This window comes from Marinobacter lacisalsi (assembly GCF_042651045.1).
Lineage (GTDB): Bacteria > Pseudomonadota > Gammaproteobacteria > Pseudomonadales > Oleiphilaceae > Marinobacter > Marinobacter lacisalsi.
The window spans coordinates 17,389-30,251 of the sequence record NZ_JBHSDI010000007.1 but is presented as its reverse complement, the minus strand read 5'-3'; the positions used below and the strand labels follow the sequence as shown (position 1 = coordinate 30,251).

Sequence of the window (12,863 nt, the reverse complement as noted above, 5' to 3'; positions counted from 1 at the left end):
TCCGTTGGCCCATTGTTACTTCGCCATATGGCCCACATACGCGGCGGTAAAGGCAGTCTCCTGGAAGACTTTCAGCCCCGTCTCGGCAAACGGGATCGGCAGCGGATTGGCAGCCAGGGTGGACTTTATCAGCGCGGATGGCAGCAACCTGACCTCCAGATCGATACCGTCGATCAGCTGGATGGCGGCCTCCAGCTTGAAACTGATGGCGCCACCGGCGAATTTCCCTTTCGGCATCCGTTCCTTGATCACGACACGGGTCACCTCGTACTCGGTCATCAACGTCACAAACGCCGCCTGAAACTGCTTCAGGTCGTCCCGGGTGTGGTTCCTGGGCAGTGACAGCTTGCGTACCTTGCACTCGGGCAGGCTGAACTGCCCCCGATCCAGGTTCAGCAAACATACCACCGCATCGCTGCCGGTCAGTTCCACGCCGCAAACAATCATCGCATTGCTCTCATCACCACCGTGCCCAGCGACTCAGCCGCAGCACTTCTTGAATTTAACACCACTGCCACAGGGGCAAGGATCATTACGGGAAGGGCCCTTTGCCATGGTAACCGTCTCACCTTTGTTCAGCGCGGCGGTCAGTTCGGTGATGGATTCAACAACGCCGTCCCGGGTATCTACCACAACGTTTGCATGCAGACCGGCCCCGGCCACCTGGGCTTCGACCTCCTGCTTGCGCCCTTCACTGGTCACTACCAGTGTCAGCGGGTACTTCCTGCTGCCACGCTTCCGGCTGGCATTAGTCTGGAAGCCGCCATAAGCGGTATGGTGCTGGCGCGCATCCTGCCGGCCCTTGTAGAAAAATTTGTCTGACATGCTGAGATCCTGATGAGCGGGAGAGTGCCCAGGCGCTCGAACCGCAACGTCTGCTGGGCGGAGACCTTTTAGCATGCTTCCGGGACCGGCGATATAGGCACAAGTGGAAATTCTGTTACACGTGGCATGTCATCACGACAGCGGGCATTCGCCAGCACACCAGGATATTGTGACCATCGGCGGCCAGGATCAACCTGCGGGTTCACTTCCCGCCAATAACCGACTGCAGCCACTGGGTGATCTGCGCCTGGTTCATCGCCCCACTCTGGCGGGCCACCTCCCGACCCTGCCGGAACAGGATCAGGGTGGGAATGCTGCGAATGCCAAACTGGCCCGCCGGCCCAGGCGCCTGCTCGGTATTCAGCTTGGCAAAGCGTACCTTGCCCCGCCACGCATCGGCCGCCTGTTCAAACTGCGGCGCCATTGCCTTGCAGGGGCCACACCAGCTGGCCCAGAAGTCCACCAGCACCGGCAGGTCGCTGCGCTGCGTGTGGGCCGCAAAGCTCTGTTCGGTCAATTCGAGCACACCGCCTGGCCAGAGCGGCTGCTTGCAGGCACCGCAATTGCCGCCAGACGTCAGTTTCCCGGTGGGTACCCGGTTTGTCTTGTGACAGTGGGGGCACACTACGTGTTGAAGATCGCCGGTCATGGATCAGCCTCGCTTGAAGTATTGCATAAAGACATCGGGGCAGTTGGGAGAAAATCAAGCGGACGGCAAGGCGGGCCGACCGGCAAAACCCGACAGGCTAAAACGCCGACATAGCCTCTTGCAGGTCGCCCTTCAGCTCTTCCGGCCCGGTGATCCAGAGCTCGCCATCCGCACCGGGGAGTACACCAATCTCAAGCCCGTCCTTGCTTAGCCCCGGCACCCATTTCCTGAAAAAATCCGGCAGGGAAATGCTTTTCGGCGAGAGGTCCCCCGCACCTTTTGCATAGTCGGCGGCGAGCCCTTGGCCTGGCCAGACTGGCAGGTAGGCCACGCCGTCCTCTTCCGAGACGATCTTCAGGAACTGATTGTCGGCGTTGACCAGAATCCAGATTTCGCGTTCTTCGGCCACTTCGCTCAGGAAGTAGTCGTACCGCTCTTCGCCATCCATCTGGAGTATTTCATTGACGGGGTTATCACTCATGATGGGCTCCACCGCTCGGTTGGGGGTATCGGGACTGCACCAGGTTTTCTGAGCGGGAAACGGCGCCGCCCATTTGACCTGGTTTATTGCTGGCCCGCGTTGCCTTCTCTGGCGCCAGCCAGTAAGACACTGTCCGCTCTCAGTTTTCCTTCCAGCGATTGCAACCGGAAACTGACCTCCACATCGCAGGCTGTGCTGTCCTGCTGGTCTGACCGCGATGATACGATCAGGTTGGTACCGTCAGTATGAAACCCGTTGAACGCACGAACTTCCGGGCATCCCTCTCCGGCATCGGATACCTTGTCTTCAAGCTCGCGGTTCAGCTTCCGGATAGCCTGGTTCCGAAACTGTGCGTAGTCACTGGGCCCCCGGAACTGGTCTTCCAGCTTCACCTCCGTGCCATTTGTCAGGCTGATGTTCAGGGAGCCGGACTCACTGGCAGGAGACTGCATGGCGGCACACATCCACATGGCTTCATACGCGATGCTCAGCAGGCCATTACCCAGGAACACCTCCTGGGTCCGGAAAGACTGATCCCCCAGGCCATCGCAACGGTACTGATCAATAAGGGCCGCAATCTTCTGGTTGGCAGCATCAGCCACCAACGGATGGCTGTCGGACAGAATTTCAGGGTAGACCCTGGTGATTTCCCAGTACCCGAACGGGAACCGGTCGTCCAGTACAGAGGCTTCCTCGGTCCGCAGCTCATACTCGAACTGCCCTACCGCTCGGGTGTTCTTACTGCGATCTGCCTTCACATTCTCGGAATCGGGGGGAGCCACATTCGCAGTAGCGGATGAATCACAAGCTGCCAGCAGCAGGCCGTTTGCAAGGAAGCCAATCAGGAGAACCGTTTTTAGAGAATGCATTTATCAGACTTTGTTTGTGAAGGGGCGTTGATTCAGCCCGGGCCAGTGTTGTTTGATGGCTATTATCCACGTAGATGGCCGGATAGACAAAACCACTTCGATCCGCTGCCCCATAATGCGAAATACGCAGGTATTACAGGGGTGTACATAAAAGTGACCCACCGGCCGGCCGATCCCCTACCGATAGGCTTCAGGACAGCACTCGTTCCCCCGACGAATACCTCGTATGTATTCAGCCTCAAACCGGAAGAGGCAGCTTCAAATCGAACAATCAGCCAGCGGCAGACTTGAACCAGCGATAAACCCGCATCGGGGGAATATTTCGCACTTCCAGTGTACAGCTCTCGTGGGCCCCCATGACCGGGTCGGTGATCCGGGCCACGTCACTGCGAAACTGGTAGGCGACAAAGCGTCCGCCCTCGGCAAGGTTATCCTGCACCGCCTGTGCAACCCGGTTGGCTACCGCTTCCGGCATTTTTGAGAAAGGAATGCCGGAGATGACCACGTCCGGTTTTCCCAGGTGGTGCGACTCCAGAATCGCTGCCAGATCTTCCGCGCTACCCAGGTGGTTGGTGAAGCGCGGATCTTCGATTTCATCAAGCAGTTCGTTGAAGAACGGACTCAGCTCGATTGACAGCAGGCGCGCCTCCGCACCAAGGTGCCGAAGAAAGGCCCGCGTGGTGCCGCCGGTGCCCGGCCCCAACTCCACTACCCGCTTGGCCTGGCCCAGCTCTGACGCATCGAGGATCCGGTTCTCCAGGAATCTCGAACTGGGTATGACCGAGCCCACCTGGCGGGGCTCACGCAAGAATCCGCGGAAGAAAGCTCCCGGGCTGGTTCTTCGATTTGTTTTCTCTTCCGGGCCAATACTTTCTCCGTCCATATCACTCACTCAACCTTTCACCTGAATTGTCAGTCTGCTCTAACAATGGAACCTGTAACCACTGCCGTCAATTGCTATCCGCCTTCATCCGGATAGCACGGAGACGAAAAAGCCTGTAGCCATTCCATCAATCGCCCGTCTTGTCCGGTACAGGCACTGATATGGATGAACATCGCATTCATCATAATTGGACCGACATGACGCCAATAGTTCTATAGTTACCCTGAAGCGCTCAAGGTTATTTGCCACAAGGCGAGGCGAATCATGACTGGCAACCGAGAACCCATGGCGAGTGTGGACGCGGCCTGGCTGCGCATGGAAAGCGACAACAACCCCATGATGATTGCAGGGGTACTGATACTGGACCGCCCGATCGATATTGAGCGACTGCGCGACGTCCTGAAAGCACGCTTCCTCTGCTTCAAGCGTTTTCGTCAGCGGGTGATCGATGAGGGTGACCGTGCCTGGTGGGAAGTCGATCCAACCTTCCACATCGACCATCACCTTCACCGCATCGGCCTTCCGGGGGGTGCCGGAGAAGCCGAACTACAGGAGCTGATCGGCGACCTGATCAGCACCCCACTGAATTTCCGACGCCCGCTCTGGCAAATGCACCTGGTGGAGCCCTTTGGCGAAGGGGCCGCCCTGGTCGTGCGCATTCATCACTGCATCGCCGATGGCCTGGCACTGGTGCAGGTGTTGCTTTCCTTTACCGATGAGACTGACGACCAGGACGGGGAAGATCATTCACTGCTCGCCGTCACAGAGCTGGCGGAGCGGGTGTTCAGGCCGGCCAGGGGATTGATCAGGCGGGGACTGAGCCTGGGCCAGGGGCTCCTTGGTGAGGGCGTTGGTCTGATCAGGCACCCGTCACACCTGCTGGACCTGGCGCGTCAGGGTGTGGCCACGGGCATGGAACTGGCCCACCTGGGCTTGCTTCCGGCCGATCCTGAGACGTTCAAACCCGTTCTGAGCGGCCGCAAACAGGTGGCCTGGTCGGCTCCCCTGGACCTGGAGCGGGTCAAGGCAACGGCCCATGCGCTCGCCGGCACCGTGAACGATGTCCTCCTGGCCAGTGTTGCCGGCGCCCTGCGTGAGTTCCTGCTGGCACATGAGGTTCAGATATCCTCCGATATCCACGTTGCCCTGCCCTTCAACCTTCGTTCACGGGAGCAGCCAATCAGTGAACTGGGCAACCAGTTTGGGCTGGTCGTGGTGCCCCTGCCGGTGGGCGTGGATGATCCCAAGGCCCGTTTCGGGGCGGTGCAGAAAGCCATGCGGGAGCTGAAAAGCTCAGCCCAGCCCCGCGCCACCTTCGGCCTGCTTGCGGTGCTCGGCTACGGGCCGGCAGTACTGGAAAAAACCACCCTGGAGTTCCTGAGCAAGAAAACATCCCTGGTGGTGACCAACGTTCCGGGGCCTTCCACGGCCCGTTTTCTGGCAGGCGCCCGCATCCGGCAGCCGATGGTCTGGGTGCCCCAGTCGGGGGCCGTCGGCCTGGGGCTGAGCATTCTCAGTTACGATGGTACCGTGCAGTTTGGCATTGTTGCCGACAAATCGGTGCCGTCCGATATCCAGGAAGTCATACGCCACTTCCCCGCGCAGTTTGAGGTGCTTGCACAAAACATCAAACCATCGTCAAAGCGAACACACCGTCGCCGAGGCAAGTCCGGCAAGAAGGCAAGTGAAGACTGAAGGGCCCACCGGGCAGGCCGACTCTGCTAACCTGCTCATTCCAGAAACGAAAACGGAGTGCCGGCATGATCACAGTCCATCACCTGAATAATTCCCGCTCACAACGTGTCCTCTGGATGCTGGAAGAGCTGGGAGTGCCCTATGAGGTCCAATATTACGAGCGCGACCCCAAGACCATGCAGGCGCCGGAGAGCCTCAAGAGAGTGCACCCCCTGGGAAAATCCCCCGTGATCACCGACGGCGACATGGTGGTGGCGGAGTCCGGCGTTATTATCGACTACCTGGCCCGGACCTACGGCGAAGGCACCATGGTGCCGCCGGCCAGTGGCCAGGCCTGGCTTGATTACAATTACTGGCTGCATTACGCCGAAGGCTCCCTGATGCCACCGCTGCTCATGCGCCTGGTGTTTGAAAAGGTGAAGACCAGCCCGATGCCGTTCTTTATCAAGCCGGTGGCCAAAGGCATTGCGGACAAGACCAACCAGGCCTTCATCGGCCCGATGATCGATACGCACATGGATTTTGTGGAAGCCCATCTGGCGAAAAACACCTGGTTTCTCGGCGACGATCTCAGCGGCGCGGATGTCCAGATGAGTTTTCCGCTGGAAGCTTCGCTGGCCCGGGGAATTGTCGGCGAGAACCGGCCCCACATCACCGCCTGGGTAGAGCGGGTGCACGCCAGACCCGCCTATGAGAGAGGCCTCGAGAAAGGCGGTGAATACGACTTTGCCTGAAGCCACTCCACTGCAAACCCTGTTCGACACCCTCCCCCAGACCGGACGGGTGGAGTGGATTGGTATTCGTACCGCCCGTGGCGAGTCCATGAGGGCACTCACCAGGGTGGCCATTACCCCGGGAAACGGCCTGGAAGGTGATCGTTTCAAAGGCCGCGAGACCAGCAAACGGCAGGTCACCCTGATTCAGAAAGAGCACCTGTACGCCATTGCCTCATGCCTGCAGCGGGAGACCATCGGGCCCGAGGTTTTCCGTCGTAACATCGTAGTCTCTGGGCTGAACCTGCTGGCCTTGAAGGGCAAAACCTTCCATGTCGGTGGTGCGGTGCTGGAGTACACCGGCCTTTGTCACCCCTGCAGCAAGATGGAAACGGCACTTGGACCCGGCGGGTACAACGCCATGCGAGGCCACGGTGGCATTACCACGCGGGTGGTTGAGGGAGGTGAGCTGGCACTTCAAGACCCCGTCCTGGCCACCGCTGTCCCGGCCTGACGAACGCCTACCCGTGTTGCACCTACCCATCACGTGCACATGTATATCCCCCCCCCAGTTCGCTTTACTTTTTGATACATGAAAAAGAACGTCAAATTTCATTGAGCGCCTATTACACACCGCCTTACGAGTTGGTAATGTGCCAGCAGCTTATCCGACCATACGCCAGCTTCCGTGAACGACGGCGCACCCAAAGACTGAGAAACGATGCCCCATAGCCTCAAACGTCCTTTGACCATACTCCTCATTGGTCTGCTGTCCGGATGTGCCACCCCGCCATGGTTAAAAGATGTCTGGGATCGCCCACATTACGAGGAAGTGGAGCTGACACAGGACGAACACGTCCGGTTGGGCTATCTGGCCCGCTACCTCGCGGAAAGTGATACACGGGCAAAGCTGGAATCCCAGATTCTGCAGACTGATTACGTGCGTCAGTGGGATGCCGGTGACTACTCAACGGCCACGTCCATGGCAACAGACGCCGTCCAGGGGCAGATCGCCTCGGATCTGGGCGCAGAGCTGGGTGCTGTGGTTCTTGTGCTGGGGCTCATGTCCGGTGACGGCAGTATGGAATACATCAGCCAGGCCTTCCTTCCGGCAGAGATCGACGGTGAGATCATTCCATCCGTGAAAGCGGCCCGGATAGCCACGAACGCCCTCATCCGGAAACGCCTGGAACAGGTTGCCACGGCGCTCGACACAACACTGGAATGCGTCCAGGGCTGCGACAACCATCCCGACTCGATCTTCACTCTGAAGCTGCCGGCAAACAAGCCGGATGAGCGATTCATATACTGGCCCGCAGACATTGTTATAACCGTAGACGTGGGAGGCCTGACCGCCGTCTCGCCGAAGGATCCTGTTTCCTCTCTCGTTGGCTTTCCGGTTGCGTGGAAAACCCAACCAGGCAACAGCGCTGCTGTCAGGCTCTATTCCAATGGAAGCTATGACAAGAACGGTCAGCTTGAGTTTGAGCCAAACCCGGGGAATCGAAAAATAGATCCCATCGTCAAACATGACATGGAGCCTACCGCGCTGGGGCTTTCCATACTCAGGACAGTCTACTCAGATGCCCATTTGCTCTGGGGTAGCCAGTCCATGCATCCGGGAATGATTTTCTTTGATGATCAGGTGCATGGTTTTATATCGAACGGCCGAGTGGCGTTCGTTAACCAGAAGGTTGAAATTACCAGGCTGGCGCCAGGAAATCCGGGCCACGTCCCAGCCACAAGCCATGAGGAGCAGAAATGACAAGTAAAGGGGTAACCGTCGAACTGGTTCGGGAAGGCAGTGCCGCCGAGCAGGCCGGACTGCAGAAAGGGGACGTAATCACGAGTTACAACGGCACCCCTGTGCGCACAGCAAACCATCTGACTAACGCCATCAAAGGCGGTAAGGGCAAACCAGAGGCCGTTGTGCATTACCAGCGCGGTGATGGCGACATTGAGCAAGTCACGGTAGCCAGCGGACCATTGGGCATTCAGTCAAAGGACATCGCACCTCAAGCCGCGCCACCTTCAGCAAAGACCAACTCCAACGAGCCGTCGTCGTTCTGGACGAAGCTCATCATGTTTGTGGCAACCCTGATCCTGCTGCTGAATATCGCAGGGGCCGTTTTCTCGGTGATGGCCAACCTTCACCTGATGACCATAGTCGCTGCCGCTGAATCGGTGTTGTTCGGCCTGTTCTACTATGGCGTGGCCTGGGTACTCGTCCGTATCTGGGAGAACTCCGTCGTTATCCGCCAGCAGCTGTCCAGGTAAACCAGGACACCAGTCAACGTGGCGGCCCCAGCGTTCCCGGGGCCTCGCCCGGCAGCCAATCACCAGCAGTACAATACCCAGCTCCCCGTCTATCACCGGCAAAACATCCGCAACAGGCCCCATGAGCCAGCGGGGCATAACCAACTGCTAATGGCAATTACCTCACCCTGGTGCCAAGGCACCGCATGTGCCTTTCAGTTCCCCACCGAGAACCTGGTAAACAATGGCTCAATCCGCTGGGCCGCCACCTCAGCATCCTCGAGGGAGTCTGCCTCGGGCCCGGAGAACTCAATCACAAGGCCAATATCGTCGCCGACCAGCTTCCGGGAAATCCACCGGGCCCCATCCTCTTTCATAACACATAGGCCGGATTCGGTTTTGAAAGGCGTCGGAACACCGAGAGAGTAGTCGCTTTGTGCCATTTCCTCGCAGAGCGAGAGGCCCGTTTCAAACATGTCACCGTTGATAGTGATTACACGCTCCAGCTCCTTGACGATCACCTCGGGCGCCCCCTCCATCGAATCCATGTAAGCTTCCAGCTTCGGAGAGTCACCTTTCAGTATCTGGGCGGCGAATACATACTCTGCGCTGTCGCCCCTGTAGGTGGCGGCAGCTCTCAGGTCGCTGCACTCCGTGTGTACACGATCAAGACCATTGATCGTCTTCTCGTCCGGCAGCATCGCCAGGATTTCCTCGAAGTACTCACACTCCGAGTCAGCAGCTCCCGAGTCACTCATGGCTGCCGCAGCTTCCACGGCAGCAGCGGCCTCTTCGCGGTCTGTTTCAGGAGACGGAGCGTTGACCTCATTGGGGTCAGAGGAGTCGCAGGCGGACAGGCCCACAGTCAGAATACTGAAGACAAACAGTCGAAATATACGCGGCATGGCAATTCCCTTTGTGGTGATAAAAGCCCTATCAAGCCCGGACGAGGTTCCGAGGCTCCATTGGGGCAGGCTTTATAGCGCTCGAAGATTATCGGTCCTCGGAAGACATTGCAATTCACCACCTGGCAGCTAGCGTGCCGGCAATGGGCAAACGAACAATAAATTAATCCCGGTTTTGTTGACGAACCGTCACATGGGGTGCCTGAATACAGGAAACACCGCCGTCCGGAGGAAACGGACATGAAATGGATCGTACTGATCGTTATTGTTGCCGTGGTGGCCTTCTGGCTGTATCAAGGCCGACGCAAAAACCCCGTTGAAGATCCTGATGCTGTCACCGTCGAGAAAAAGGAGTATTACCTCACCTCGGACGACAACGCATCGGATGAAGCATCAGCTCCAGACAAGGATAACCCTCGCCACTGAATGATTGACCGGACGGCAGGCGGAAGTCGGAAGGCAAGATCTGAGCCTGACAGCACCCCCGTAAGGATCTGATACCCACAAGAGACGCCCATGGCACAGCTGAAACGCATCTACCTCGCTGGCCCCGAGGTTTTCTTCCCGCCCGGAGAACACCAGGCCATCGTGGCCGAGAAAAAACGCCTGCTCATGAACGCCGGACTTGAAGGGGTCGACCCGCTGGATACCGTACTGACGTTTTCAGAAGAAGCCCCCAAACCCCATCGCGGGCACCAGATCTACCAGGCCAACCGTGAGTTGATGGACAGCTGCGACGCGATCATCGCCAACCTGACGCCGTTTCGCGGGATCAGTGCCGATCCGGGCACCGTATTTGAAGTGGGCTACATGATCGGCCAGGGCAAGCCCGCGTTCGGGTTCACACTGGACCACCGGCACTACCGGGAACGGGCAGGCGCAACCGATCTGGATGAACGGGGCCACACCATTGAGGACTTTGAGCTGAGTGACAACCTGATGATTGAAGGCGGAATCCGCGATTCCGGCGGCCGTCTATTCGTCGCAGAACAGCGGGGCGAACACCCACTCTTCTCGGCGGAGCTGTTCTGTCGCTGTGTTCGGGCGCTCGCCCCGGCCTGAACCTGTCGGTTCTGCCTACCCTGGGCTATTTCAACACCACGCCGACGCGACAAGCTTACAGATACCGGCCACCGGCCCCGATGGCCACCACAATCAGCCCAAGAATCAGGTTGGTGCCCACCAGCTTACGGATCTGTGCCACCTGGCGCCCGCCCTCCTGGGGATCCTGTTTGGCAACCGCCTGTTTCAGCCTCCGGAAGGGGGCAAAGTAGACGTGGAAATAAAGCAGCATCATCACAATACCCAGCCCCTGCATGACGTGGATATGCCAGCCCGCACCGGCCATGCCACCAAATACGCTGAAGATCATCCAGTATCCGGTTACCAGCAACAGGATCACGGCCGCCCATACCCATCGAAAGAAACGGGACAGGGTGTGGCACCAGAGCACGCCCCGCTGCGACGCATCAATCACCTCGACCACCGCCGGACGCATGGCCATATAGGCGAAAAACATGCCGCCAACCCAGATCACGGCAGAGAGAACATGTAGTGCAACAGCCAGACTCATAAACGACTCCAGGGTGGGAAATGCGTGTGATCAGCATAAGCCTCACCTGGCTTAAAACCAACTGCCTCGACGGCCACTTCCCGCCCTGCCCTTGATTACAACCTGATACATATCCTTCCGGCATCTGAAGGTCTGATGCGCACCCCATGTCGTAATCAACGTCACAAAATCAACCGACGTCACTTTTCGCAATGGGCCGCCCCCTGAGAACCTGCAGATCGCTTACCGAAAGCCTGCAGGGTGACAATGACCAAGGATCCCCAAAGCCATGCTCCTGTTCCTGTCCCGCCGCCTGTTCGGCTCAAACGCCAACGATATTCTGGAGAACGCCCCACAAGCGGTGGTCAGTGTTGACCAGAAGGGTGCCATCAGCTTTTTGAACCTAGCCGCCGAGAGGCTCTGGGGGTGCTCACGGGACCAGGCCATCGGGCAACCGGCATCGCGATTGTTTGGCCAGGCGGCGGATCCGGTGCTTTCCGGCCGCCAGAGTGAAGCCGAGTTGTCACTGACGTCGATGGACGGGCAAGCTTTCTGGGCGCACCTGGCCGTTGCAGGCACTGCCGGTGCCGGGCAGCGGAACGCGGAAATCACCCTGTTTGTCCGGAACATCAGTGAAGAGCGTTACGCCCGGGAGCTGATGAACCAGACCCTGGAGCAGGCCATGGATGCCGTCGTCTCCATCGACGAGAACAACTGCGTCAGCGTATTCAATGCCGCGGCAGAACGGCTCTGGGGCTACGACAGGAAGGAAGTGCTGGGCCGGAATGTGAAGATGCTGGTGCCTGAAGCGTTCCGTTCCAACCACGATGAGTACGTTAACCGCAACCGCACGACCGGCGAGAACCGGATTGTCGGCAGTTACCGTGAACTGCACATCCAGCGTAAAGACGGCTCCTGGTTCTGGGGGCAGGCGGCCATCAGCAAGACCGAGTTCGACGGACGAATCACCTACACCGCCTTCATCAAGGACGTTACTGAAGAAGTCGAAAGACGGGAGCAGATGGAAATGCTGTCCATGGTGGCCGACAGGGCCAACAGCGGCATTATCATCACCAACGGGGACGGCGCGATCGAATACATCAACGCCGGCTTCGAGCATCTCACCGGCTATCACCTGGAAGAAATCCGGGGCAAGAAACCCGGGCCGCTCCTGCAAGGGCCAGGCACCGACCCGGCAACAGTCAGGGAAATCCGCGCCAGCCTTGATCGCGCCGAGCCCTTCTACACGGAAATTCTCAACTACCACAAGAACGGCACACCATACTGGGTATCACTGTCCATCGCCCCCGTGTTCGACCAGCGAGGCAAGGTGGAACGCTTTATCTCGGTAGAGGCAGACATCACGGCCAGTAAGCAGCAAACGGTGGATTTCACCCGCCGCATGAGTGCTATTGAAAATGCCATGGCCATTGTCGAATACAGCCCGGACGGCGCCTGTCTGAGCGCCAATCAGCTGGTACAGGACAAGTGCAGGGGTGAAGAGGGTGCTGCTCGGGCCGCTGCAGCATTGTGGTCTCAGCTATCATCCGATGACCGGACCCAGCTGAAACAACAGGGTGAATACAGTGGCAAGACTTCCATCGAGGTCCAGGGAGCTCCGTCCATGGCGCTGGATTATCAGATCGTGGCGTTAAAGGACTTCAACGGTGATGTACGCCGCTACGTTCTTTTCGGCATTGATATCACCGACCGCCACATGGCCCTGCTGGAAACCCGGGAAGCCATGGACTCGGTCCTGCAGGGCAGCAAACAGATAAGCGGGTTTGTCTCGACCATCAACGGCATTGCCGACCAGACCAACCTGCTGGCCCTGAACGCCGCCATCGAGGCAGCCAGGGCCGGTGATGCCGGTCGCGGGTTCGCGGTAGTGGCCGAAGAGGTTCGCTCACTGGCGCGAAAATCGAGCACGTCCGCCAGTGAAATCGACGGCCTGGTGGAGGAGACTCACCAGAAAGTGACGGCTCTGGCCTCGTCCCTGAGCCGGATCGACGGCTGATCAGGAATAAACGCCAGC

General features: G+C 58.6%; 16 protein-coding genes. 8 read left to right on the top strand and 8 right to left on the bottom strand.

Annotation, left to right across the window (positions count from 1 at the left end; translation table 11 throughout):
* Nucleotides 1-15: 15 nt before the first annotated feature.
* The 6 genes from ACFOZ5_RS03715 to ACFOZ5_RS03690 all read right to left on the bottom strand — a co-directional run bounded on the left by ACFOZ5_RS03715 (nucleotide 16) and on the right by ACFOZ5_RS03690 (nucleotide 3,716).
* Nucleotides 16-447 carry a DUF3010 family protein gene (locus ACFOZ5_RS03715; protein ID WP_379885498.1) on the bottom strand — a complete coding sequence of 144 codons (432 nt, stop codon included), beginning with the start codon at nucleotides 445-447 and terminating at the stop codon, nucleotides 16-18.
* A 33-nt stretch (nucleotides 448-480) separates the two neighbouring features.
* A complete protein-coding gene (locus tag ACFOZ5_RS03710; RefSeq protein WP_379885497.1) occupies nucleotides 481-825 on the bottom strand; it encodes a PBPRA1643 family SWIM/SEC-C metal-binding motif protein in 345 nt (114 codons plus the stop codon).
* A gap of 202 nt (nucleotides 826-1,027) precedes the next feature.
* Entirely contained in the window at nucleotides 1,028-1,474 is a 447-nt protein-coding gene (gene trxC, locus ACFOZ5_RS03705) for a thioredoxin TrxC (RefSeq protein ID WP_379885496.1), read from the bottom strand.
* A gap of 97 nt (nucleotides 1,475-1,571) precedes the next feature.
* On the bottom strand, nucleotides 1,572-1,955 hold the full coding sequence (locus ACFOZ5_RS03700) for a DUF2750 domain-containing protein (protein WP_379885495.1): 384 nt from the start codon (nucleotides 1,953-1,955) through the stop codon (nucleotides 1,572-1,574).
* Nucleotides 1,956-2,038: 83 nt separating this feature from the next.
* Entirely contained in the window at nucleotides 2,039-2,824 is a 786-nt protein-coding gene (locus ACFOZ5_RS03695) for a hypothetical protein (protein WP_379885494.1), read from the bottom strand.
* Nucleotides 2,825-3,095: 271 nt separating this feature from the next.
* Nucleotides 3,096-3,716: a class I SAM-dependent methyltransferase gene (locus tag ACFOZ5_RS03690; RefSeq protein ID WP_379885493.1), complete on the bottom strand. Its 621-nt coding sequence runs from the start codon at nucleotides 3,714-3,716 to the stop codon at nucleotides 3,096-3,098.
* Between the two features lie 255 nt (nucleotides 3,717-3,971).
* Between ACFOZ5_RS03690 and ACFOZ5_RS03685 the strand changes: the two genes are divergently transcribed.
* The 5 genes from ACFOZ5_RS03685 (at nucleotide 3,972) to ACFOZ5_RS03665 (ending at nucleotide 8,392) form a co-directional block, all read left to right on the top strand.
* A complete protein-coding gene (locus tag ACFOZ5_RS03685) occupies nucleotides 3,972-5,402 on the top strand; it encodes a wax ester/triacylglycerol synthase family O-acyltransferase (protein WP_379885492.1) in 1,431 nt (476 codons plus the stop codon).
* Nucleotides 5,403-5,467: 65 nt separating this feature from the next.
* Nucleotides 5,468-6,136, top strand: a complete 669-nt coding sequence (locus ACFOZ5_RS03680) for a glutathione S-transferase (protein ID WP_379885491.1) — start codon at nucleotides 5,468-5,470, stop codon at nucleotides 6,134-6,136.
* Entirely contained in the window at nucleotides 6,129-6,629 is a 501-nt protein-coding gene (locus tag ACFOZ5_RS03675) for an MOSC domain-containing protein (protein WP_379885490.1), read from the top strand. Before ACFOZ5_RS03680 ends, ACFOZ5_RS03675 begins: the two co-directional genes overlap by 8 nt.
* Nucleotides 6,630-6,836: 207 nt before the next feature.
* A complete protein-coding gene (locus ACFOZ5_RS03670) occupies nucleotides 6,837-7,880 on the top strand; it encodes a hypothetical protein (RefSeq protein ID WP_379885489.1) in 1,044 nt (347 codons plus the stop codon).
* Nucleotides 7,877-8,392, top strand: a complete 516-nt coding sequence (locus ACFOZ5_RS03665; protein ID WP_379885488.1) for a PDZ domain-containing protein — start codon at nucleotides 7,877-7,879, stop codon at nucleotides 8,390-8,392. Before ACFOZ5_RS03670 ends, ACFOZ5_RS03665 begins: the two co-directional genes overlap by 4 nt.
* Before the next feature lie 194 nt (nucleotides 8,393-8,586).
* On the opposite strand, the gene ACFOZ5_RS03660 is transcribed toward ACFOZ5_RS03665, so the two are convergent.
* Entirely contained in the window at nucleotides 8,587-9,276 is a 690-nt protein-coding gene (locus tag ACFOZ5_RS03660) for a hypothetical protein (protein WP_379885487.1), read from the bottom strand.
* Between the two features lie 240 nt (nucleotides 9,277-9,516).
* On the opposite strand from ACFOZ5_RS03660, the gene ACFOZ5_RS03655 reads away from it, so the two are divergent.
* Together ACFOZ5_RS03655 and ACFOZ5_RS03650 are read left to right on the top strand one after the other, a co-directional pair.
* Nucleotides 9,517-9,702, top strand: a complete 186-nt coding sequence (locus ACFOZ5_RS03655) for a hypothetical protein (RefSeq protein ID WP_379885486.1) — start codon at nucleotides 9,517-9,519, stop codon at nucleotides 9,700-9,702.
* 90 nt (nucleotides 9,703-9,792) lie between these two features.
* Nucleotides 9,793-10,338 (top strand): nucleoside 2-deoxyribosyltransferase, encoded by a 546-nt coding sequence (locus tag ACFOZ5_RS03650; protein WP_379885485.1) that lies wholly within the window; start codon nucleotides 9,793-9,795, stop codon nucleotides 10,336-10,338.
* 55 nt (nucleotides 10,339-10,393) lie between these two features.
* Here ACFOZ5_RS03650 and ACFOZ5_RS03645 read toward each other — a convergent pair whose 3' ends face one another.
* On the bottom strand, nucleotides 10,394-10,849 hold the full coding sequence (locus ACFOZ5_RS03645) for a CopD family protein (RefSeq protein WP_379885484.1): 456 nt from the start codon (nucleotides 10,847-10,849) through the stop codon (nucleotides 10,394-10,396).
* A gap of 268 nt (nucleotides 10,850-11,117) precedes the next feature.
* Here ACFOZ5_RS03645 and ACFOZ5_RS03640 point away from each other — a divergent pair, with 268 nt between their 5' ends.
* Nucleotides 11,118-12,845 carry a PAS domain S-box protein gene (locus ACFOZ5_RS03640; RefSeq protein ID WP_449288619.1) on the top strand — a complete coding sequence of 576 codons (1,728 nt, stop codon included), beginning with the start codon at nucleotides 11,118-11,120 and terminating at the stop codon, nucleotides 12,843-12,845.
* Nucleotides 12,846-12,863: the final 18 nt, after the last annotated feature.